The organism is Serratia sp. D1N4 (genome assembly GCF_054552755.1).
On the sequence record NZ_CM137274.1, the window covers coordinates 154983 to 178176 of the forward strand.

The following is a 23194-nucleotide window of genomic DNA, read 5'->3' on the forward strand; positions in this document are numbered from 1 at the left end:
AAATAGAGCGTAACAAGTCAAATATGAAATCAACCGCGTAGAAAAGCAAAAGTGGAAGCAGAAAAGGTAAATAGCGTGGAAAAGTAGAAAACCATGATGCGTTGCCCTTTTTGCCGTAGCGGCACACACACCCGCACCAGCAGTTATTTAACCGAGCAGACCAAAGAAGCGTATTACCAGTGCCAGAATATCGACTGCTCCAGCATCTTTAAAACGCGGGAAAGTATTGAGCATGTGATTCGGCAACCGTTGCCACCCGAAACTATTTCGGCACCGCTACCACCGGAACAGCGAACGTTAAATCGTTATAATGGCAATAATCATCTGCATTAATTAATGACACCTGCCTCTATTTCCCTGGAGGCGGTTTTTTTCTTATCTTCATCTTGCCCTTTTGCGGTTTTTTCTCTGGCGTGCCTGCCATTTTTGCGCGTGCATGCACAGAGTGCATGATTTTGCATGCGTATACTGCGAGTGGTGAGCCTATCTCACCCCAGGGCTGGCGCGGCTTCAAGGCAGATATGCAACTGCATGAAAAGCGATACATGAAGCGGGCAGGCGAGGCGGGGATAGCATTGCGCGCTTGCCGTTAACATCAGGTCGAGTGTAGATATCTACAACTTGGAGCATGATTTGAGTATCCTACTCTGATATCGTTCTTTCGATGGCCTCAAGAGGGGGATAGCTAGCAAAGAAATCCTACCTCTCTATAGTTGGTTTTAGATACTTATATACAAGTTGGCTTAAAAATGATCAGTAGCGCAAAAAGAGGAAAAAACGAACGTCAGGGATTACATATGTGGCATCCTTACTATGCAGGTTACTCTGAATCCTTCGTTTTATCTGTCCTCAGTAAAGAAGAACTTGCGCCAAATGCTGTTGTATTGGATCCATGGATGGGCAGTGGTACCACAGGGCTTGTGTGTCAAAAACAAAATATTAACTGTATCGGTGCTGATATTAATCCAATCATGAGTCGTTTTGCCGCAGCAAAAAATCACATGATAATATCAGAGTTGAATTCTAATGGTCTCGATTTACTAGAAAAAATAATTAATGTATATACTTACAACTCTCGGAAGCTTTCTAAAAGAATAAAGAATAGTCAAATCGCAGCCGAGCATTTAAAAAAATTACATGAGAGTATCAGGAGTCAATTTAACTCTTTGGATTTACCTCATGAAATGAACTCGCTAGAGTCTTTTTTTTATAGTGTTTTATTTTTTACTTCAAGAAAGTCTTTGGACATAAATTCTGGTTCAAACCCTACATGGGTTATTAATAAAGAGTTTGAAAATAAATCAATAAAAGTAGATCTAATTAACGACTTTAAAGCTAATTTTATTTTAATGCGCGAGCAATTAAATGTGTACTTCAAGGATGTAAATACAAAATCAATCTATAAAATATTCAACTCAGACTGTAAGTCCTTACCAATTGCCGATGGTTCTATCGATATGGTAATCACATCACCTCCATATTTAACGAGAATTGACTATGCCGCTTCAACTAAATTTGAGTTACAGCTAACCTTTGGTCAGGAAGGGTATGAAATTATTAGGAAAAAAAGCATGGGAACAACAACAGTTCCCAAGGATGCCGATCCTTTTAATTCACAATGGGGAAGTATTTGCTCAAAAGTTTTAGAGCAAGTCATGACTCATACATCGCGTGCATCAGATACATATTATATAAAGAATAAATTGAGATATTTTAGTGATGCATATTCTTCCTTGTGTGAGATTTATAGAGTGCTTAAAGATGGAATGCCTGCGTATTTAGTATTGCAGAATTCATATTATAAGGAGATTGAGTTACCTCTTTATGATATTTACTGTGAGATGGCTTTAAATATTGGTTACTCATCAAGTGAAGTTGTCAAAGAGGAAAAAGTACGTATTAGTTTGGGGCAAATAAATCCAAAATCTTCAGTTTACCTAAAAGATAAAGTTTATTATGAAAAAATAATCAAGGTGACAAAATGACTAAAAATGTTAATGAATTACTACAGCAGATTGATGAAAAAAGAGATGAGGTTGTAACTGACTCATATACTATCGCTTGGAGAGAGGTTATTAATCTTTATAAAGAAAATGAAATAACGATTTCTCCTGATTATCAAAGGCTTTATCGGTGGGACAATGCGCGACAAAGCCAATTCATTGAATCTCTATTGCTGAATATCCCAACTCCGACACTTTTCTTTTATATTGATACAAATGGAAAACAGGAGGTTATTGATGGTTTGCAGCGAGTCAGTACTATAATAAGATTCTTTAGTGAGGAGATATTCAAAAGAGATGAAATAGAAAGTGCTAGAACCGAGGGGTCACATAATGACCTTCGTAACCCAACGGTTCTAACTGATACACCCATTATCACCACTCTAGATGGTTGGAGCGCAAAGGAATTACCTGAGAAAGTCACCAGAACAATTAAAAATGCTCGTGTAAACATTGTCATATTAGAGCAAGAGACGAAACCTGAAACAAAATTTAATGTATTTAAAAGGCTAAATAGATCCGGTGTGCGACTAAGTGATCAAGAAATTAGAAACTGTATGGCTAGGTTAGCAGGAAATGATTTTGCAGACAGATTAAGACGTTTAGCTGAGATTGAAGGGATAATTGAGGCTTTGAGTTTAAATAAAGAAAGTCAAAAATCTCAAGGAGTGGAGGAAGCGCTATTGAGAGTTATGGCCTCTTTAACTTATTCAGAAAATTTCAATCATGGCGTATCAGATTTCTTGGACGAATTTATGTTCCATGCGGCGGCGGAAAATATTATAGATATCAGTTTTGAATTAAAGCTAAAAAGAACTTTTGACTTAATAAACTTGGCAAACCTATCAGGAAAAGCATTCAGGTTTTGGAAAGAGGGGCAGCCAAGTGGTTCATTTAGCACAAATTTACTTGATATTGTTGCTGTAGGTATATTCAAGAACGTAGATAATTTAACTCCATCAGAAGTTAATAGAAGATTCATGCATCTAGTGAATAACATGAATGATGAGTTAAGAGAATGTACGGGTGCTGGCTCAAATACAAGAGTGAAACTCAATAAGAGAATCAGTCTTGGTGAAATGGTGTTTTGCTAATATGAGAATATCAAACTTTGAGGATTTAAAATTAGAGTTAAATAAAACCAAGTCTGAGAGTTTAGACTTTTTGAATAATATCAAGGAGATAAATGAATTCCTTACTCAAAGTGGTGATGTACAAAAGGAGGAGATGTTCAGAATAATATCAATACCAATGATATATTCATCTTGGGAAGGGTTCTTCACTGAGACAATGTCAGTATGTCTAAATTCATTAAAGTTATCAGATAGAGAAGCATTTAAGTACTCTCCAGAAATTAGAGCTCTGTGGCTTCAAAGAGAGCCATTTTTCAATAAATATATAGATATGATAAAGAATATATATGACATTGATTCACATCGAAGCATTTCACATTCTGGCCCGCAGTTTAAAAAAAAGATAACCAAAGGTACATTTAAACTAACCAGTGAAGTAATAGGTCATATCGATGGATTTAACCAAAGCTCTCTTTCTGATTGTGATGTATCTGAGTTAGTCATGACGTTCTCTAATGTCAATGATACTGTTGTGAGGATTAATTTTGATGCAATAGGGCTAAATTACTCTCATCTTGATTTATCTCAATTAGGGGAAGTAGTTGGGTTAAGAAACTCATTGGGTCATGGGGAGTTTAAAAGTAGAATTCCGCCTAGAAAATTCAACTCTTTGATTATGTATGTGGAGACACTAATTAATGATCTCAATACTAGTGCTGAAAGTTGGTTAGACAAACTAGAAGAAGATGTTACAAAACCTGATTAATTGCTATTGTGTTAATTTTTTGCATGGAGGCTTATTTATTATGCTCAAAAATATGTGGTAACAAGGTTAGCCAACCTAATTTTTTTAAAAGTACCATCCCGTTCAATTGCTATGCAATGTAAGTGGTTATTGAGCGGGAGGTATTGTTGCATTTAGTGGTTATGAAATTGTAAATGAACTATTTTGGGGTGTAATGATTGTTTTGATTTAAATATTCAATGCAATTCAATTGGTTATCAACCAAGTGCGACTCCTGTGCTCGCGTTGAATGCCGCTTTGAAAGCGATACTTTGTGACTGTCTCAGACAATGATCTACGAACTATACCCTTCATACTTCAAGTTGCTTGGGTGTTGGCTGCCTTCGTTCACCCTAGTCACATAGTTATCTATGCTCCTAGGGCTTCACTCCGTTGCCGCCTACAAGCAACTCGAATTATTTTGGGTATATACGGCAAAGCTAAAGCAACTATCAGCGAACACATCAAGAATATCTTTGAAGACGGTGAACTGGTCGAAAATTCAGTTGTTCGGTTTTACCGAACAACCGCCAGTGACGGGAAGAACTATCAGGTTCAATACTTTAGTTTGCCATTGATACTCGCTGTTGGTTACCGAGTTCGTTCCGTCCGAGGCACCCAATTCCGCTAGTGGGCAACCCAAACGCTCCAGGAATACCTGATCAAAGGTTTCGTGATGGACGATGAGTGGCTGAAAAATCCGCCTGTTGGTTCATCAACTGTACCTGACTACTTCGACGAGATGCTGGAACGCATCCGCGATATTCGCGCCAGCGAGCGGCAGGTTTATTTACGAGTTCGGGAGATTTTTGCGTTAGCTGCCGACTACCAACCTTCACTCAAAGAAACAACGTTGTTTTTTCAAACCATCCAGAACAACTGCATTTTGCCTGTACCGGTCATACTGCTGCCGAACTGACCCACTAACGTGCTGATGCCAACCAGCCCCATATGGGCTTGAGCAGCTATAAAGGCGAAGAGGTGCGTAAAAGCGATGTGACGGTGGCGAAAAACTACCTCAATCAGGATGAAGTCAGCGAACTTAACTGCGTGGTTAACATGTGGCTGGATTTTGCCGAAGATCAGGCCCGGCGTCGCCAGCAGGTATTCCTGCGTGACTGGCAGGAAAAGCTGGATCAGTTCCTGCAATTTAATGACCGCGAGGTTCTACAGGGTCCTGGTACTGTCAGTAAGAAAACGGCAGATGAAAAAGCGCAGTCTGAATATATCCAATTTGCTGAGCAGCAACGCCGCTTAAAAGAAGCTGAAGGGAAAAAGGATATCGCCGGTTTACTGCGGTGGAAAACCGACACTAAAAAGTAGCCTCAATGCCTCGGATCTTTGCAAGCAAAAGCATTTGGGGGGCTTATGGGGGCTACTGAATTGTCCATATTAAATAATTATTTAAATTTCATTATGATGAGAAATGTATATGGCTCCTGCGATCCAGTCGTATATCAGTGAGATTTATCCCCGTTGTAATGATCAACATAAACTCCTGCCACCTAATAGCTCTGGCTATAGCGGAAGGGCTTAGCTGAGAAGCAAGCTATCGCACAACCATGACCTCCCTACCTGCACGTTTTTATAGTCCCAGTAAGAAAACACTTCGCCATTATCGCCCCTTAAAAAAAGAACATTACTATGTACTTTAAAAACACTTAAATGTATATTTATTGAGCGTTGTTTTTATAAGGAGATAATCGGGTACTATCTAAGCAACGCCCTTAACAAGACACGGTTTTTTATGCCATTAGCAACCCGATTAAATGAGTTACGTAAAAAGCTGGGGCTTTCACAACAAGCCATGGCAGACATCATTGGCGTACATGTAAACAGTTGGAAGAAATACGAAAATGCGCAGGCGCTACCCTCGCTGGATGCCCTAAAAAAGATCGCAACCACACTACATGTCAGTACCGATTATTTGCTTTTCGATGAACATGAACGTGGGGGTATAGACACACTAGCCTTACAGTTCGAAGCAGTCAGTCAGTTAACTGAAAATGAGCAGGCAGTTGTTCGTGAGGTATTGGAAAGTCTGATTATCAGATATCAGTCCCGGCGTTGGGACAGCGTGGGAAGTAAAGAGCAGTAAAGATAGCGCGGCGATAACAGGTTGCAGCCCGTTGCCGCCGCTAACCACCGCAACTAATAGGAGTAGTTACCATGGCTAGAACAGATTCTACGTCACAACCCGCCACACCCCAAGCGCGTAAAAGCGTGGTCGGTTACCGCACCAACGGCGGCAGGCCAAACCCGTTGCCGCAACTGACCATCAAGGGCCGCTGGCTGGAGCAGTGGGGCTTTACGCGCGGCCAACCGGTGAGCATTATCGCCGAACACGGCCAACTGATTATCCGCACCGCGCCAGCCACGGAGGGTAATGTATGAACATCACCTTTACCCCTGAACCGATCCCGGAGCTGACGTTGGCAGGTGGCGAGTTGGCTGCATTAGGGTTTACCACTGGCACCCGATTGCAACTGACGCTTCAGCATCGCCAATTGTGGGTGACCACCGTCACTGACGACGCCGCTTGGCAAGCGCTGTGCGAAGCCAGCCAAGATCGCCCGGATTTGGGGGCTGATTGGGTACGGGAAAACGGTGAGGTGATTATCGGCGGCGATTGGCTCACCGAATCCGGCATCACCGATGCTGAACAACTGGAACTCACTACTGCGCCCGGTACGATCCGGTTGCAACGGTGGGGAGTTGATGGGTTTAAGGCATAAAAAATAACCCCGATATACTCGTCATACTCCAAGTTGCTTGGGTGTCGGCTGCGTTACTCGGCCCATTTAGGGCTTCGCCCCTGCGGGCCAGCGCAAGCGCTGTTCAAATCGGTCAAAGACCGATTTGTCACTCCGTTGCCGCCTACAAGCAACTCGAATTATTTTGGGTATAAATTATGATCTAGGAAGGCATTACGGCTATCACGGGGCAAGTAAGTTACCCCCATTGAGGAACAATGGGGGCGTCGGATTAGAACAGAATGCGGAACCCCGTCGTGGCGTTCAGCGGGCTTTCTACCTTGTTACCATTCAGGTAATTCATTTCGGCGTAAACGGCCGTGTTCTTGGTGATGTTAGCACTGACCCCCAGACCATACTTGCCGACATTGCCCGAGTAGTTGTTATCCAGAGTAATATCGTTGATGGTTACCGTGTTGCTACGGGTGAATTCGCGCGCGATGGCCAGCTTGGCATAAGGGGCTACCTCAACCTCTCCCAGTGTCATCTTGGCACTGAGGAGCGTCCCCAATTCACCCTGCACACTGTTGGCCGCATGAACAGCGGATTGCATACCGTTACTCAGGGTATAATCAGCCGCGCCAAGGCGTGAGTAATTCACTTTGCCATAGGGCTCCAGGGCAAGTAGGTTGGAAAGAGGCAGTGTGTAGCCGGTTTCCAGCGAGGCAGTGAAGGTACTCTGGCTGTAATCGCCTTTGCCGATCGCGCCATCATTCATACGGGCTCGGACCGTTTGGCTCAGGCGGTTGCCTTTCAGCACGCTATCCAAATACCAGCCAGAGTTAGCCAGATAGCTGGCGTACAGGCCACCACTGTAGCTCGCCACATCACCGTTACCACCTAGATTGAAGCTGACATTGGACTTGCTGTAGGCCGTAAAGGCACCCAGCAACCATTTGCCGTCAACCATATCCCACGATTTATCGGCACCGATCTCCATACCGCTCAGCGTATTTTTGAATGACGCATAGCGGTGATCGTTCAATCTGCTTTCATCGTTCAGATAGCGAGCCCAGACGCCAACGTCTGCTACGCTGCTACGCAGGTTGCCTTGCCGTTGGCGTAACGTGCTCAGTTCAGTATTAAGAATATGCTGTGACGCTGCCGCCATGCTCAGCACGCCTTGAGCACTGGCGCTGAGAGTGGGAGCAGAAACCGGCGTGGGTTCGACAGGGGTGGGTTCAGGTGCTGGGAGCACACCGGGATCCACATTATTTTGCTCTGGCACGGTGCCCGCCCGGCCACCGACCAGATACCACTGGGTATGCCCATCCTGTGAACTGTTGTACAGCCGGTATTGATAGACACCGGCTTCGACGATACCGCCCTGGTTCAGCAGGTCAAACTTGGCATCACCACTGTTGATGTAGACCAATGGCACATTGGTGGGAAGACCGATCTCCCGGCCACTGTCTTGCACCAATAAACCAAACTGACCTGTGGCGCGTTGTGTCACCCGTAGGCTATCACTCACCCCATCGGCCAGGCTGGTGGTAAGCATAAAGGTGCCTTGACCAGAAAGATTTTCGACATCCAGGCGGTTAACCTGGTCAGCTGAAATGTACGGGATCATCTCGAGACTGCCACCCTGCATAGTTAACGTGCCAACCTGGGTGACCATCACGGGGCCAAGCTGTGCCGCAGGTGGAGCCGTACCCAATTCATCATTACCAGCCCAGGAAGGCCCGATGGTGACCTTGCCTGCGATCGTCAGCTTTTCGAGGGTGATATTGGTTGGGGTAGCAGGCGCATTAGAGGTGACATCAATCAGCTTGACATCAGTGTTGGCGATATACAGTTCTCCTCCGGCTCCAACCAATAACTCTCCCAATGAACGGCTATTGGCCTCCATTGACATACGACCGCCGCTATTAATCAGGGTGTTGCTGGTGGTACCGAAAGCATTAACCAACAACCGCCCCCCTTGGTTGACCACGGTATCATTTGCTGTTGAACCGTCTTCAACCTGTAGCCAGCCGTCCTTATTAACGGTGATTGCGTTACCCTGAGAATTGTTATCCAGATAAATCATGCCGTAGTTAAAAGCGACACCATTATTAACGGTGCCTCCGGTAACATACTGTGAGGCATGAGGCGGAGTCGGGGTCGTTTTAAAGACAGATTCATTATTGACGGTAGTTCCATTGACTTGCTGGGTATAGGCCTGTGCCTGCGTTGCCAGCCCGCAATAGAAGAGTGTTATCGCCAGCGTTAAAGCGTTTATTTTCATCCATGCCTCAGAGAATAATAATGATGTTGTTTTGCGGATCGTTTCCCTCTTATCTCGTACACCTTGAAGAGGTCATTCCTTCACAGGCACGCTATCAGAAAACGAAATCGAATAAGCAATTGACGGGAAAAAGAGGATGAACCTGAGACTGAAATAAACGAGGTGTGCATCCCTGCTTTACCGCCACAGGATGACAGATGGCGCATTATGGGCATCCCGACATCCATGGGTTATAAACCGGGCGGGAGTATAGGGTAACGCATGATGAATGTTCAACCACCTCAGTGTGACGAGACAGGCAGTGAAGGCGTGGCAATAACGACACACCACTCAAATCCAGAAGGGCAAGCAACGTTCAGATCTTTATTGAGGTACGGCTGAATAGTCGTTGCAAACAAATCCCCCCATGGTTAATATTCGCGCAAATTTATATAAGCAAATATTAAGCGTTTTCCAACAAGGATAGGTTGATGTTGTTCCTTCGTTTGCCGCGCGGTTCTCATGCCTGCGTGATTGTGACCCCTTTGCTTCTGATAACATCGCCCTTTTCTCAGGCCGCCTCCGCCCTCAATAACAACGAACAAGTGATCTTGCAGCAGCAGCGCCAACGCGCGCTGGAACAGCAGCTGTTGCCCCCTACGCCCGATGTGCGTCTGTTGCCCCCGGCTTCGCGCTTGGGCCGCCTGATGTTCCCGCTGGAAAAACCCTGCTTCAATATCGATCGCGTGGAATTGAGCGGTCAGGAAGCGTTGCCACGCTGGTTGCCGTTACAACGCATCGCCAATCAGGCGCAGGGTCAGTGTCTGGGGGGCAAGGGTATCAACCTGCTGATGAGCACTATGCAGAACCGCCTGGTGGATCACGGCTATATCACCACCCGCGTGCTGGCCCCGCAGCAGGATTTAAAGAGCGGCACGCTACAACTGAAAATCCTGCCCGGTTTTATCCGCCAGGTGAAACTGACGCCGGACAGCGGCCAGTATGTCAGCCTGTTCAATGCGTTCCCGCCGCGCACCGGTCAATTACTGGATTTGCGCGATATTGAGCAGGGGCTGGAGAACCTGCAACGTCTGCCGACCGTGCAGGCCAGCATGGAAATCGTCCCCGGTGAAAAACCAGGCGAAAGCGATATTCAGCTCAACTGGCAGCAGGCTAAAATCTGGCGGCTGGGCGCGTCGCTGGACGACTCCGGTTCGAAAGGCACCGGGCGTTACCAGGGGGGATTGACCTTCTCGCTGGATAATCCGCTGTCCCTCAGCGACCTGTTCTACATCTCCGGCACGCGTGCGCTGCAACCCGGCAATGCCAAGAGCAGCAAAAACATCACCGCTCATTACTCGGTGCCGTTCCGCTACGCGATGCTGTCAGTGACCGCCAACGACTACGACTATCACCAGACCGTGGCCGGGCTGAACGGGGATTACCGTTACCGTGGCGACAGCCAGAACCTGACCGTGCAACTGAGCCGCGTACTGCACCGCAGCGGCAGCCAGAAAACCACCTTTACCTACGATATCCTGACGCGTGGCGCGAAAAACTACATCAATGATACCGAAATAGAAGTGCAACGCCGCCGTACTGCCGCCTGGCGCATGGGGCTGCAACATCGTCACTTTATTCAACAGTCCACACTGGACGCCGGTATCAGCTATCAGCGTGGCACCCGCTGGTTCGGGGCACTGCCTGCGCCGGAAGAGTATTACGGTGAAGCGACCGCGCTGAGCAAGATTATCCAACTTTCCAGCCAGCTGAACGTGCCGTTTGCGCTGGGCAAGCAGACCTTCCGTTACAACGTTCAGTATCAGCGCCAGATGAGTAACACCCCGCTGACGCCGCAGGACCAGTTTGCCATCGGCAGCCGCTTTACGGTGCGCGGCTTTGACGGTGAGCGTACCCTTAATGCCAACGCAGGCTGGACGGTGCGCAACGAACTGGCCTGGAGCACGCCGGTCCCTAATCAGGAGCTGTACCTGGGGGCGGACTACGGCCATGTCAGCGGTCGCGGTACCGAAGGTCTGGTGGGCACCAATCTGGCCGGTAGCGTGATCGGCGTGCGTGGCGGCGCCTTCAAGACCCGTTATGACCTGTTTGCCGGGGTACCTCTCTCCAAACCGGATGGTTTTGATACCAGCCCGGTCACGCTGGGTTTCACCCTGAACTGGGATTTTTGATGCAGATAGGTGCTTATGACGTCCATGCCCCACTGATGTTAGGCGGGGATCGCAGTGAGGCCGAGGTGCTCGGGGCCGCCGTGTGGTTGTGGATGCACTCGCCGCAGCACCGGGATGTGCCGCTGCACGCGTTGCCCACGGTGCTGCTGCCGATTATCAAACACCAGCACTACATGCTGGTCAGCCGGGGTACACAGCCGCTGTTTTTCCTCAGTTGGATGTGGCTGAGCGTTGAGGCGGAAGCGCGCTATCTCACGCAACCCGCCATCCTGGTGCAGGAAGATGACTGGGCCAGCGGCGATCGCCTGTGGCTCCGTGACTGGATCGCGCCGTTTGGCGATGTCCGGGCAATGCGCCGCCTGGTGGGGGCCGCACTGTTCCCTGAGCACTGTTTTCGTTCCCTTTATCACCGTGGCGCACAACGCGGTAAACGCGTGATGAATTTCAAGGGTGACCAGGTCAGTCACGCGCAGGCTCGCGCCTGGCGGGCGGCCAACCCATTATCTGTTTCTCTACCCGAATACCCGCAAGACCAATCAAGGATGTTGCCGTGAACAAGAATTTATACCGACTCATTTTTAACCAGGCACGTGGCATGCTGATGGTGGTGCCCGATATCGCCGGGGCAGGCCGTGCGGGAGCCGCGCCGTCGCCGTCCGGCACGGGCCACACCCTCAACCAAATGGTCGGTAAAGTTCACGGTGTGTGTTTCGCCCTGCTGCTGGCCCTGGGGGCCATTCAGCCGGTGCAGGCCAATATCGTGGCCGATGGCAGCGCGCCGGGCAACCAGCAGCCGACCATCATCAGCAGTGCCAACGGCACGCCGCAGGTCAATATCCAGACGCCAAGCGCCGAGGGTGTTTCGCGCAACGTCTATAGCCAGTTCGACGTCGATAACAAGGGCGTGGTGCTCAACAACAGCCACCTCAACACCCAGACCCAGATCGCCGGAATGGTGACCGCCAACCCTTGGCTGGCGAAGGGTGAAGCTAAAGTCATTCTTAATGAAGTCAACGCCCGTGACCCGAGCCAGTTGAACGGCTTTATCGAAGTCGCTGGGCAGAAAGCGCAGGTGGTGATCGCCAACCCGGCAGGCATTACCTGTAGCGGCTGCGGCTTTATCAACGCCAACCGCGCCACGCTCACCACCGGCCAGGCGCAGATGACCAACGGCCAACTGACCGGTTACAACGTCGAACGCGGCGAAATCGTCATTCAGGGCAAGGGGCTGGACAGCAGCCTGCAGGATCATACCGACCTGATTGCCCGTTCTGTCAAGATCAATGCCGGGCTGTGGGCCAACGATCTGGCGGTGACCACCGGGCGCAACCAGGTGGATGCCGCACATCAAACTGTCGCAGCAAAGACCGCTGACGGCAGCCCACGCCCACAGGTGGCGGTGGATGTATCCCAACTGGGCGGCATGTACGCCAATAAAATCCGCCTGCTGGGCACCGAGGCCGGGGTCGGCGTGCACAATGCCGGGGCGCTCAATGCCATCGCCGGTGACGTGGTGGTCAATGCGGATGGCACACTCACCAACAGCGGGGCGATTACCGCTTCTCAGACCGTCCAAGTGACGACCACCGAGGATATCAATAACAGCGGCAAGCTGTACGCCGGAGCGAATACCCAGGTTCAGAGCCGTGGCGCGCTGACCAACAGCGGGATTGTGGCAGCACAAGGCAACACCCGGCTTACCGCAGCCAGTATCAACAGTACCTCACAAGGGGTGTTGGCAGCGGGGATGGCCAGCGATGGCAAACTCGGCAGCAGCGGTAACCTGACGCTCAACAGCCAGGGGCAACTCACCGCTAACGGGCAAAACTCGGCGGCGGGGCAACTTTCCGCCACCGGCACCGCGCTGGATTTCAGCGGTAGCCAGACCTATGGCAACACTCTCGATCTTCAGGCCACGGTGGGCGATATCAGCACCGCCGGGGCCAATCTGGCGGCAACGCAAACACTCTCTGCGCGTACCGGCGGGATGCTCAATAACGACGGCGGTAAACTCAGTGCCGACCAGCTTGCGCTGACCGCCAAGGTCCTCTCCAACCAGCAGGGTACCGTGCAGCAGCTCGGGCAGCAGGATCTGACGCTGTCCCACGCCAGCAGCATCAACAACCGCGCAGGCACTATCGCCAGCAACGGTAAAAACCTGACGCTCAATACCGCCAACCTCAACAACCAGCAGGGCACCCTTGTGCATGCAGGTGACGGTGCGTTGACCATTCAGGCTACGCAGATGAACGGTGATGAGGGTGCGGTACTGTCCAACGGCAGTCTGGCGCTCAGCGGTACCCAACTGCAACTGGATAACACCGCTACCCAGGCGGGAAATATCACCCTCAACGCCGGTAGCCTGTCGCACCGTGGCGGGCAGATGACCCAGACCGGCAGCGGCACGTTGAACCTCAACGTCACCGATCTGTTCGACAATCAGGAGGGGGAAATCTTCTCTAACGGCGCGTTAGCGCTGACCGCCGGAACCCTCAATAACCAGCAGGGCCAGTTAATTGCTGACGACAAGCACGATGTAACGCTGACCCTGGATGGTGCGCTGAACAACCGTGATGGCCTGATTGCCGCCGATGGCCGTTTGATCTCGCTCAGCGGTGCGGTGGATAACACCGGTGGGTTGATGCAGGCGGGTTCAGCACTGAGCTTGAACAGTCGCGGTGCCGAGGTGCTGAACCGCAACAGCGGCGCACAGGGCGGCATTGTTAGTGCAGGCGATATGCAGCTTGCGACCGGCAACCTCGACAACAGCCATGGCCAGATTGCCGCCAGCACCCTGAATGCCCAGACCGGCAATATCAACAACGCCGCAGGCAAAATTCTCGCGGACAAAGGGCTGACGCTCAGCAGCGGCGCCCTCAACAACCAGGCGGGCAACCTCCAGTCCGGTGCGGCACTGACGCTGAATACCCACGGCCAAGCAATTAATAACTCGGCAGGCGGATTGATCGGCGCAACCGGTGCGCTGTCGCTTTCCAGCGGTGCAGTGGATAACCGCCAGGGCAAGCTGGTGGGCGGTGGCGATACGGTATTGCACACTGGGTTACTGGATAACCGGAGCGGCCAACTGGCTTCTCTCAGTAATTTGTCACTGTTTAACACCGGGCTGCTCAACGATGATGGTGGCCTGCTGCAAAGCGCTGCTGACCTATTGATCGACACTCAAGGTGGAACCCTCAGCAACACCCACAGCGGTGACCAGGGCGGCATCACCAGCCAAGGTTCGCTGACGCTTAAAACCGCTGCGCTGGATAACCGGCAGGGTGTGCTGATCGGTAACCAGCAACTGACCCTGACCTCCGGGGCCGTCAATAACCAACAGGGCCAGATCGCCGCACTGGGCAGTATCCATGCCCTGACGCAGGCGCTGAATAACGCCTGGGGTACCTTGCAGTCCGGTCAGGATTTACAATGGGATACCCAAGGCTTTGTGCTCGATAACCAGCACGGCACCTTCAGTGCGCAGGGTGATCTGTCGCTGACTTCCGCCGAGGTGAACAACCAGCACGGGCTGCTGGCCTCTGGCGGGGCGATGGCGCTCAATACCGCTGCGTTCGACAACAGCCAACAAGGCAACCTGTTCAGCAAAGGCACATTGGATCTCACCGCCAGCCAAATCAACAACCAGCAGGGCCAGATCCAGGCGCTGGGTAATATGGCGCTTAATGCGGCTCAATCGGTGATCGACAACGGGGCTGGGCTGATCCAGGGGGCACTGAATGTCACCCTGAACGCCGCCAACATCTTCAACCAGAATACTCTCGATGCACAACATGGCATTCAGGGCGGTAGCCTGACGCTGAATGCGGTGGATGTCGACAACAGCCAGGGCGCGCTGCGCGTGGATGATGCGCTGACGCTCAACCTGAGTGGCAGCCTGAACAACAGCGCGGGCCTACTCAGTGCACAGAACAGCCTGCACACCCAGGCCCAACAGATCACCAACAGCGCTGGGGCCATGGAAGCAGGCCAGCAACTCACGTTGAACAGCGGTTCCCTGACTGGCGACGGCTCGCAGCTGTCGCTGGGGGACATGTCGCTCACGCTGGCGCAGGATTTCTTCAATACCGGGTCAATCCAGGCGAGCCATGACCTGAGCTTGACCACCCAGGGCACTCTGACCAACCAGTCGCTGATCCAGGCAGGTAACCAACTGGATCTGACCGCCACCAACCTGTTCAACAGTGCCACTGCGGAAATCAGCGCAGGCACTACGCAACTCACCGCCACCCAGACCCTGACCAACTACGGCCTGATTGACGGTTTCTATACCCGCCTCAACGGCACCACCGTCAACAATATCGGCAGTGGCCGTATTTATGGCGATGCGCTCGCTATCCAGGCTGGAACATTGAACAACCTGGCGGAGAACGGCCAGGCGGCGACTATCGCGGCCCGGCAACGGCTGGATCTGGGTGTCGGTACACTCAACAACCGCGACCATGCGCTGATTTACAGCGATGGTTTCATGGCAATAGGTGGGGCGCTGGATGGTAACTATCAGGCCATCGGCCAGGGCGGGGTACTGAATAACCACAGTTCCACGATTGAATCTGCCGGGGATATGGCGCTCAATATTGGGCAGATCAACAACATCAACGACCACTTCTCGCTGGAAAACGTATTGGTTTCCCAGGATCAAATCTCCGAATACGAAGTGGCCCGCCTCAATAACGGCGTGCGTTACAACGACAAGGATTACACCATCTACATCTACCAGGACGAAGTGAACGTCCTGTGTATCGAAGGGGTGATCTGCCACACCACCGACGGCGACCGTTTTACCCATTACGACTACACCCGCACCATCACTGAAGATCGGGTGAAAGAGTCCGACCCAGCGAAAATCATTGCCGGGGGCAATCTCAGCATCAATGCGGGCAGCGTACTCAACGACAAGAGCCAAATCATTGCCGGTGGCGCACTCGCGCTGCAGGCTGGAACGCTGGATAACGTCGAGGTGGAAGCCAACCGCCAGATCAGCGACGTCGGTGTTGCCACCTACTATTCACGCCATCAGAGCAAAGGCGGTGACTCCTCCAATGTCGACGACGTTGATTACCAACCGCCGACGGTGATCCAGGGCATCACCCTGAAGCCCAGCACCCTGGCAGAATACACCCAGGGCCAAGGCAGCAATCTGGTGATTGATGCCCAGCAGCAGGCCGATATCAATGGCGATATCCAGGGTGCAGCAGGCATTAATGCCGCGCCGATTGCCGGGCCGGGTGCAGGCAACCTGCTGCCTGTGGTGCCGGGGGCGATTACCCTGCCTGCGGGCAAAACCTTCGAGGTAAGCCTTGGCGATTCGGGCAAGGTGGTGCGCCTGGTGGGGCCGAACACCCAACTGCCGGACAACAGCCTGTTCCAGGTACGCCCGGAAAGCAGTCCGTATCTGGTGGAAACCGATCCGCGCTTCACCAACCAGAAACAGTGGCTGGGCTCGGATTACATGATGAACGCCTTCACCACCGATCCGAACAGCGTGTTGAAACGCCTGGGGGATGGCTATTACGAGCAACGGCTGATCCGCGAACAGGTGATCGCCCTGACCGGCAACCGTTATCTCGACGGCTTCCAGAACGACGAAGAGCAGTACAAAGCCCTGATGAACAACGGGGTGGAATTCGGCAAGAAATACAACCTGACGCTGGGCGTGGCGCTGACTGCCGAACAGATGGCGCTGCTGACGGGAGATATCGTCTGGCTGGTGGCGCAGACCGTGACGTTACCAGACGGCAGCACCCAGCAGGTGCTGGTGCCGCAGGTGTATGCCACCGTCAAGGCGGGGGATTTGGACGGCAGCGGCGCGTTGCTGGCCGGGAAAAATGTCGGCCTGAACCTGAGCGGCGATCTGACCAACAGCGGACGCATCAACGGTCAGCAGAGCACGCAGATCCTGGCGGAGAACATCAATAACCTGGGCGGGTTGATCCAGGGTAACGATGTGGCGCTGAAAGCGCGCACCGATATCAATAACGTCGGCGGCGTGATCGCCGGGCAACAGAGCCTGGTGGCGACCGCCGGGCGGGATATCAACGCCATTACCACCACCCGCAGCGCCGAGAGCACTGGTGGCGATTTTGTGCGTAACACGCTGGATCGCGTCGCCGGGCTGTATGTGCAGCAACCGGATGGCACGCTAGCGTTGCAGGCCGGGCGCGATGTGAATCTGACGGCGGCGCAGGTGGTCAACAGCGGTGAAGGCGGCAGCACGTCCATCACCGCCGGACGTGACCTGAACCTCAATACGGTGACCACTGGCAGCACAGACAACCTCAACTGGGGCGACAACTGGCAGCATCATTCCAGCAGCCAGCAGGTCGGCAGCGAAGTGGTCGGTGCAGGAAACGTTCAGTTGGGTGCCGGACACGACGTGAATATCACCGCAGGCAACGTCTCTGCCGGTGAAAAACTCAGTGTGGCGGCGGGTAACGATATCAACATTCAGCATGGGGTCGATACCACCACACTGGACCAGCATTACAAGGCCACCGGCAGCAGCGGCATGCTCTCGAAAACCACCACCGAGTCGCGGGATACCATTAGCCAACAGACCGTCAACGGTAGCCAGTTGAGTGGCGACAGCGTGAGCATGCAGGCGGGACGTGATTTGACCGTCACGGGCAGCAGCGTGGCTGCTACGCAAGATGTGGCTCTTTCCGCCGGTAACAATCTGAGCCTGCAGGCGGCAACCGAGCAGCGGGATGAAACCCATCTGCTGCAAGAGAAGAAAAGCGGGCTCTCTGGCACCGGCGGCATTGGTTTCAGCTATGGCACCAATGACACCAAAACCACCGATGACGGCAAATCCCAGACCAGCGTCGGCAGCACCGTGGGCAGCACCCAGGGGAATGTGACCCTCAATGCAGGCAACACCCTGACGGTTCAGGGTTCTGACGTGCTGGCCGGAAAAGATATCAACCTGACCGGCAAGGAAGTGAATGTCCTGGCCGCAGAAAACCAGAGCACCCAGAAGCATGTGGTGGAGCAGAAACAGAGCGGTCTGACGCTGGCGCTCTCTGGTACGGTGGGCAGTGCGGTGAGTTCGGCAGTGTCGAGCGCCAACGATGCCAGCAAGGAAAGCAGTGGGCGGCTTGCCGCGTTGCAGGGCATGAAAGCGGCATTGAGCGGGGTACAGGCCGCCCAGGCCAATGAACTGCGCGAGGCTGGGGACACTAACACCAGTCTGGTGGGGCTGAACCTCTCCTATGGCAACCAGTCGTCTAAATCCGAGCAGACGACCAACCAATCGCAAAGCCAGGGCAGCACCCTTACGGCGGGCAACAATCTGAACATCCGCTCGACCGGAACGGATATCAACGTTCAGGGCAGCCAGTTGCAGGCCGGGAAGGACATCAATCTCAATGCCGCGCGGGACGTCAATCTGCTTTCCGCCCAGAACACCCAGACGGTGGACGGCAAGAACGAAAGCCACGGCGGATCTGTCGGTGTTGGCGTGAACTTCGGTCAGGGCAAGAATGGCCTGACGCTGAACGCCAGCGCCAACAAAGGTAGCGGCTCTGAGAGCGGCAATATGCTGACTCACACCGAGACCACGCTGAACGCCGGTAACAACCTGAATATTACCAGCGGGCGTGACACCACCCTGACCGGGGCACAGGTGAGCGGTGAGAAGGTGACGATGGATGTGGGCCGCAACCTGACCTTAACCAGTGAGCAGGACCGCGACAACTACGACTCGAAACAGCAGAACGCCAGTGCGGGCGGCAGCGTCGGGTTCGGCTCTGCCAGTGGTTCGGTCAACCTGAGCCGTGACAAGATGCACAGCACCTACGACAGCGTACAGGAGCAGACCGGGGTGTTCGCCGGAAAAGGTGGCTTTGATATCACCGTGGGTGAGCATACCCAGTTGAACGGGGCGGTTATCGGCTCCACCGCCACGGCTGACAGAAACAAGCTTGATACCGGTACGCTGGGGTTCGGGAATATCGAGAACAAGGCCGCATACGACGTTGAGCACCAGAGCGTGGGTATCAGCAGCGGTGGCCCTATCGGTGGGCAGTTCGCGGGGAATATGGCCAACGGTCTGCTGACCGGGGTGAACGGCAGCGGTAGCGCCAGTTCAACGACGCAGTCGGCGGTGAGTGAAGGCACCATTACCATCCGTGACAAAGACAAGCAGACCCAGAATGTCGAAGATCTCAGCAGAGACGTCGAGAATGCCAATCCTGGGTTGGACAAAATCTTCGACAAGGAAAAGGAGCAGAACCGGCTGAGGGAGGCGCAGCTTATTGGTGAAATCGGCAGTCAGGCGGCTGATATTGCACGAACGCAGGGGGATATCAACGGGCTCAAAGCCGCGAAAGAGAAGTACCCGGATAAGACAGCCGAGCAACTGCGTGAAACCAAAGAATATAAAGACGCCATGAAACAATATGGCACCGGCAGCTCACTACAGCAGGGTATTCAAGCGGCAACGGCGGCCATTCAGGGACTGGCCGGTGGTGATATGGCTAAAGCCCTGGCGGGAGCCAGTGCGCCGTATCTGGCGGAAGTCATCCACAATATGACCACCAGTGCGGACGGCAAGACAGTGAACACCGAAGCCAACCTGATGGCCCACGCCGTTCTCGGTGCGGTAACTGCGGCTGTTAATGGCAACAGCGCGTTAGCAGGTGCTTCAGGTGCGGTGATGGGGGAATATATCGCCCAGCAGATGTACCCTGGTATCAAGCGTGAGGATTTGACGGAAGAACAGCGTCAGACTATCAGTGCGCTGGGAACCCTGGCAGCAGGTTTGGTCGGTGGTATTGTGGGTGACAGCACGGCTGACGCGGTGGCGGGAGGGCAGGCTGGGAAGAACGCGGTGGAGAATAACGCGCTGAGTGCGACGCAGTCCCTTGCGTTCGACAAAGAAATGCAGGCGTGTAAAGCATCGGGTGGCGACTGTCAGGCAGTTATTGATAAGTGGAAACAAATCAGCGATAAGCAAAGTGCAGAAACCGATCAGAAGCTGAAAGATAACCCACTGGAAGCTGTAGTGATTGATAAAGAGCTGGCTCAGGGCGGCATTGAGATGACAGAGCGGCCCAGTTGGTTGGGTAGCATTCCCGGCGTGGATGTGATGACCAGCGAGGAAGCTAAAGCCTATGTCCAGCAGTGGAACAGTCAAGATCTGGTAAATATTGATGTAAACAGCCCCGGCTGGATGAGTTTTGCATCATACGCATCAGACCCAGAGAATCAGGCAGTGTTAGCATCTTTGGGAATCTTGGGTAAAGACCTTCTGAAACTTGCTCAAACGACAGTATCAAATTTAGTTCAAGGAGGGGTATCAACCGGCATAAAAAGTATGCAAACAGGGTTGAGAAATCCCCAACAAGTAGATCAAATAAAAAACGATATGACATCAGGGAGTTATAGATTTAATGCACCTGAAGGTCGTATTGCAGGTTATATAGATAGCAAAGGTAATTATTATATATCCGAGGGGAACCACCGGATGGTGGCTGCTCAGGAAATATATAAAACAACGGGGGATAAATCTTACATAGAGAAACTGCTGCAAAACGGTTCATGGACTCAAACGAAGAATGCTCCAGCAGGAGCAAAACCGATGCCGTCAAGGAAGTAATATCTTTATGGAGAGCATATCCCAATGAAAAAGAACGAGATATATGTAAAAATGCTGTCTCTTTCTCTGCCTTATATCAGAAACGTTCAGTCTCTGGATAAGAGAGAAAAAGGGCGAGATACATCATGTTATTTTGAAGCTGAGTTATTGCACAATATAACTCATACATTGCTTATACCTGATTTTATGGAACATGATATATGGTTTTTAAATAATCAAGCTAAATATTACTTTGAAAAATGCAATGATGATATATCTCCAAATTATAATCAGCACATAGATTATATTAAAATGTTATTTAAGATGGTGCCTGATAATTTAAGATCTAAATTACTTTGGAAAGGTCCATAATAAAAATCCCAGCCAATCGGTATTATTCCTTGGCTGGGGATGTCGCTTTAGGCTTGAAAAACCTCCACTTTCCGCCGCTGCAATCGGTTCACACCGGGCGCAGCGGTCACTTCCAGTTGTTCCGCACCGGTAATGCCGGACTCGGTAAGCCAGTCGCCGCCGATAATCAGTTCGCCGTTCTCCCGTACCCAATCCGCGCCCAAATCTTGGCGGTCCTGGCTGGCTTCGCACAGTGCTTCCCAGGTGGCCTCGTCGGTGACGACAGTGATCCAGAGCCGGTGATGCTGGAGCGTCAGTTGCAGCCGGGTTCCGGTGGTAAAACCGAGCTTGACCAACGCGCCGCCTGTCAGTGTCAGTTCCGGTATCGGTTCAGGGGTGAAGGTGATGTTCATGCGTTCCCCTCCGTGGCGGGCGTTGTGTGGATAGCGCTGTTGCATCAGTACCAGCGGGAGGTGAAGCGGGTGCAGCATCGCGGGGAATGGCTGGAGTATATCCGCTGGATACAGGCGATGTTGGGTCATGCCAGTATCGAGTCGCCGCCCCGCACCGGGCAGACGGTTTGGCGACGCACAGCAAAAGGCCGCTGTGCGACGCCTCCCCTCAGTGTCAGCATAGTTGTCACCCCCTTCTAAAAATGGATCCAGAGGGCGACGGAGTGACAAATGAAACGTATTTCTCCAGAACGTAAAGCCAGCGTGTTGGCAAAATTGCTGCCGCCGTACAACATGACCGTCGCGGCTGTTGCACAGATGGAAGGGATATCGGAAGCTACTCTCTATAATTGGCGCAATCAGGCTAAATCAGAGGGGAAACCGGTGCCCGGTGCAGAGAAAAACAGTGAACAGTGGCCCGCCGAAGCGCGGCTCGCCGTTATCGTGGAAACTGCCACGTTAAGTGAAACGGAAATCGCCGAATACTGCCGCAAAAAGGGGCTCTATCCCGCGCAGATAACGCAATGGAAACAGGCTTTTTTGCAGGTTCCTTCTGGTGATGATAAAGCGGCCCTCAAGCAAAGCCAGAAAGAAAACAAGCAGTTGAAAAAGGAACTGCTGCGTAAAGAAAAGGCGCTGGCGGAGGCGGCAGCGATCCTGGTGTTAAGAAAAAAGCTCAGGGACTACTACGGGGAAACGGATGAGGACGACTGACACCCAGCGAGGAACGGCAGCAGTTTATCGCGTGGATAAATGAGGCCGTCACTGCCGGTGCCCGCCGGGCGGTGGCCTGCCGCGAAGTTGAGCTCAGTGTACGCACCTGGCAGCGCTGGCAAACTGATCTTACCCAGCAATAGTGGACACGGCACTAAGTGAGTAAACTCGTAACCCAGAGGTGACTCATGACTAAACCATCAGCAACGAAAAGCAAACCCCGTAAACAACACTCGCCCGCCTTTCGGGACGAAGCGCTTAAGCTCGCTCAACGTATTGGCGTGGCCGCAGCCGCGCGTGAACTCGGTCTCTACGAATCGCAACTTTATACCTGGCGGAGCAAGCAACGGCAGAGCCTGTCAGCTTCCGAACGTGAGCAGGCACTTGCGACCGAGAATGCCCGGCTCAAGCGCCAACTGGCAGAACAGGCTGAAGAGTTGGCCATTCTCCAAAAGGCCGCGACATACTTCGCGAAGCGCCTGAAATGAAGTATGTCTTTATCGAAAAACATCAGGCTGAGTTCAGCATCAAAGCCATGTGTCGGGTGTTCCGTGTCGCCCGCAGCGGCTGGTATGCCTGGCGTCTGCGTCGACATCAGATAACCCCGCGTCAGCAGTTCCGTCTTGTCTGCGATGAGGCCGTTCGAAAGGCATTCAGTGACGCAAAACAGCGGTATGGTGCGCCGCGTCTTGCTGATGAGCTTCCGGCGTACAACGTCAAAACCATCGCAGCCAGCCTGCGCCGTCAGGGGCTGCGCGCAAAGGCCTCGCGCCGGTTCAGGCCGGTCAGTTACCGTGAACATGGTTTGCCGGTGTCAGAAAACCTGTTGAAACAAGACCTTACCGCCTGTGGGCCAAATCAGAAATGGGCGGGTGACATTACTTACTTGCGTACAGATGAAGGCTGGCTTTACCTGGCGGTGGTGATTGACCTGTGGTCACGAGCCGTCATCGGCTGGTCGATGTCCTCGCGGATGACGGCACAACTGGCGTGCGATGCGTTGCAATATGGAATTAGGCCTGAAAAGCTGAAAGAGCTGCAAGATAAAATCATTCAGGGGACAGGAAA

General features: G+C 52.2%; 14 protein-coding genes and 2 pseudogenes. 14 read left to right on the top strand and 2 right to left on the bottom strand.

Annotation, left to right across the window (positions count from 1 at the left end):
* Nucleotides 1–93 precede the first annotated feature (93 nt).
* The 8 genes and pseudogenes from ACX1CU_RS00690 to ACX1CU_RS00725 all read left to right on the top strand — a co-directional run bounded on the left by ACX1CU_RS00690 (nucleotide 94) and on the right by ACX1CU_RS00725 (nucleotide 6595).
* Nucleotides 94–333: an ogr/Delta-like zinc finger family protein gene (locus ACX1CU_RS00690; protein ID WP_459400762.1), complete on the top strand. Its 240-nt coding sequence runs from the start codon at nucleotides 94–96 to the stop codon at nucleotides 331–333.
* A gap of 416 nt (nucleotides 334–749) precedes the next feature.
* Entirely contained in the window at nucleotides 750–1985 is a 1236-nt protein-coding gene (locus ACX1CU_RS00695; protein ID WP_459400763.1) for a DNA methyltransferase, read from the top strand.
* The gene (locus tag ACX1CU_RS00700) at nucleotides 1982–3097 is read left to right on the top strand and encodes a GmrSD restriction endonuclease domain-containing protein (RefSeq protein ID WP_459400764.1); all 1116 of its coding nucleotides are present in this window, start codon (nucleotides 1982–1984) and stop codon (nucleotides 3095–3097) included. The genes ACX1CU_RS00695 and ACX1CU_RS00700 overlap by 4 nt, the downstream gene beginning before the upstream one ends.
* Nucleotide 3098: 1 nt before the next feature.
* Nucleotides 3099–3842, top strand: a complete 744-nt coding sequence (locus ACX1CU_RS00705) for an MAE_28990/MAE_18760 family HEPN-like nuclease (RefSeq protein ID WP_459400765.1) — start codon at nucleotides 3099–3101, stop codon at nucleotides 3840–3842.
* Nucleotides 3843–4422: 580 nt separating this feature from the next.
* Nucleotides 4423–5183, top strand: a pseudogene (locus ACX1CU_RS00710) (virulence RhuM family protein); the annotation flags it as partial.
* Nucleotides 5184–5607: 424 nt separating this feature from the next.
* Nucleotides 5608–5958, top strand: a complete 351-nt coding sequence (locus tag ACX1CU_RS00715; protein ID WP_459400766.1) for a helix-turn-helix domain-containing protein — start codon at nucleotides 5608–5610, stop codon at nucleotides 5956–5958.
* A gap of 71 nt (nucleotides 5959–6029) precedes the next feature.
* A complete protein-coding gene (locus ACX1CU_RS00720) occupies nucleotides 6030–6254 on the top strand; it encodes a SymE family type I addiction module toxin (RefSeq protein WP_459400767.1) in 225 nt (74 codons plus the stop codon).
* On the top strand, nucleotides 6251–6595 hold the full coding sequence (locus ACX1CU_RS00725) for a SymE family type I addiction module toxin (RefSeq protein ID WP_459400768.1): 345 nt from the start codon (nucleotides 6251–6253) through the stop codon (nucleotides 6593–6595). Before ACX1CU_RS00720 ends, ACX1CU_RS00725 begins: the two co-directional genes overlap by 4 nt.
* Before the next feature lie 250 nt (nucleotides 6596–6845).
* On the opposite strand, the gene ACX1CU_RS00730 is transcribed toward ACX1CU_RS00725, so the two are convergent.
* Entirely contained in the window at nucleotides 6846–8843 is a 1998-nt protein-coding gene (locus tag ACX1CU_RS00730; RefSeq protein ID WP_459400769.1) for an autotransporter outer membrane beta-barrel domain-containing protein, read from the bottom strand.
* 470 nt (nucleotides 8844–9313) lie between these two features.
* On the opposite strand from ACX1CU_RS00730, the gene ACX1CU_RS00735 reads away from it, so the two are divergent.
* The 4 genes from ACX1CU_RS00735 to ACX1CU_RS00750 are packed head-to-tail and all read left to right on the top strand — an operon-like array spanning nucleotide 9314 to nucleotide 20981.
* Complete coding sequence (locus tag ACX1CU_RS00735) at nucleotides 9314–11014, top strand: ShlB/FhaC/HecB family hemolysin secretion/activation protein (protein WP_459400770.1); 1701 nt, start codon at nucleotides 9314–9316, stop codon at nucleotides 11012–11014.
* On the top strand, nucleotides 11014–11568 hold the full coding sequence (locus ACX1CU_RS00740; protein ID WP_459400771.1) for a toxin-activating lysine-acyltransferase: 555 nt from the start codon (nucleotides 11014–11016) through the stop codon (nucleotides 11566–11568). Before ACX1CU_RS00735 ends, ACX1CU_RS00740 begins: the two co-directional genes overlap by 1 nt.
* The gene (locus ACX1CU_RS00745) at nucleotides 11565–20630 is read left to right on the top strand and encodes a hemagglutinin repeat-containing protein (RefSeq protein ID WP_459400772.1); all 9066 of its coding nucleotides are present in this window, start codon (nucleotides 11565–11567) and stop codon (nucleotides 20628–20630) included. Before ACX1CU_RS00740 ends, ACX1CU_RS00745 begins: the two co-directional genes overlap by 4 nt.
* A gap of 24 nt (nucleotides 20631–20654) precedes the next feature.
* Nucleotides 20655–20981 (top strand): zinc ABC transporter substrate-binding protein, encoded by a 327-nt coding sequence (locus ACX1CU_RS00750; RefSeq protein WP_459400773.1) that lies wholly within the window; start codon nucleotides 20655–20657, stop codon nucleotides 20979–20981.
* Nucleotides 20982–21028: 47 nt separating this feature from the next.
* Here ACX1CU_RS00750 and ACX1CU_RS00755 read toward each other — a convergent pair whose 3' ends face one another.
* Nucleotides 21029–21373 carry a SymE family type I addiction module toxin gene (locus tag ACX1CU_RS00755; RefSeq protein ID WP_459402903.1) on the bottom strand — a complete coding sequence of 115 codons (345 nt, stop codon included), beginning with the start codon at nucleotides 21371–21373 and terminating at the stop codon, nucleotides 21029–21031.
* A gap of 270 nt (nucleotides 21374–21643) precedes the next feature.
* Here ACX1CU_RS00755 and ACX1CU_RS00760 point away from each other — a divergent pair, with 270 nt between their 5' ends.
* Together ACX1CU_RS00760 and ACX1CU_RS00765 are read left to right on the top strand one after the other, a co-directional pair.
* Nucleotides 21644–22126: a transposase gene (locus ACX1CU_RS00760; RefSeq protein ID WP_459400774.1), complete on the top strand. Its 483-nt coding sequence runs from the start codon at nucleotides 21644–21646 to the stop codon at nucleotides 22124–22126.
* Between the two features lie 188 nt (nucleotides 22127–22314).
* Nucleotides 22315–23141 (top strand): annotated as a pseudogene (locus tag ACX1CU_RS00765) (IS3 family transposase); the annotation flags it as partial.
* Nucleotides 23142–23194 lie beyond the last annotated feature (53 nt).

Bases quoted from the DNA above. Each gene is read 5' to 3' on its own strand.
- ACX1CU_RS00690 (WP_459400762.1), top strand. From the start codon at position 94: ATGATGCGTTGCCCTTTTTGCCGTAGCGGCACACACACCCGCACCAGC.
- ACX1CU_RS00695 (WP_459400763.1), top strand. From the start codon at position 750: ATGATCAGTAGCGCAAAAAGAGGAAAAAACGAACGTCAGGGATTACAT.
- ACX1CU_RS00700 (WP_459400764.1), top strand. From the start codon at position 1,982: ATGACTAAAAATGTTAATGAATTACTACAGCAGATTGATGAAAAAAGA.
- ACX1CU_RS00705 (WP_459400765.1), top strand. From the start codon at position 3,099: ATGAGAATATCAAACTTTGAGGATTTAAAATTAGAGTTAAATAAAACC.
- ACX1CU_RS00715 (WP_459400766.1), top strand. From the start codon at position 5,608: ATGCCATTAGCAACCCGATTAAATGAGTTACGTAAAAAGCTGGGGCTT.
- ACX1CU_RS00720 (WP_459400767.1), top strand. From the start codon at position 6,030: ATGGCTAGAACAGATTCTACGTCACAACCCGCCACACCCCAAGCGCGT.
- ACX1CU_RS00725 (WP_459400768.1), top strand. From the start codon at position 6,251: ATGAACATCACCTTTACCCCTGAACCGATCCCGGAGCTGACGTTGGCA.
- ACX1CU_RS00730 (WP_459400769.1), bottom strand. From the start codon at position 8,843: ATGAAAATAAACGCTTTAACGCTGGCGATAACACTCTTCTATTGCGGG.
- ACX1CU_RS00735 (WP_459400770.1), top strand. From the start codon at position 9,314: ATGTTGTTCCTTCGTTTGCCGCGCGGTTCTCATGCCTGCGTGATTGTG.
- ACX1CU_RS00740 (WP_459400771.1), top strand. From the start codon at position 11,014: ATGCAGATAGGTGCTTATGACGTCCATGCCCCACTGATGTTAGGCGGG.
- ACX1CU_RS00750 (WP_459400773.1), top strand. From the start codon at position 20,655: ATGAAAAAGAACGAGATATATGTAAAAATGCTGTCTCTTTCTCTGCCT.
- ACX1CU_RS00755 (WP_459402903.1), bottom strand. From the start codon at position 21,373: ATGAACATCACCTTCACCCCTGAACCGATACCGGAACTGACACTGACA.
- ACX1CU_RS00760 (WP_459400774.1), top strand. From the start codon at position 21,644: ATGAAACGTATTTCTCCAGAACGTAAAGCCAGCGTGTTGGCAAAATTG.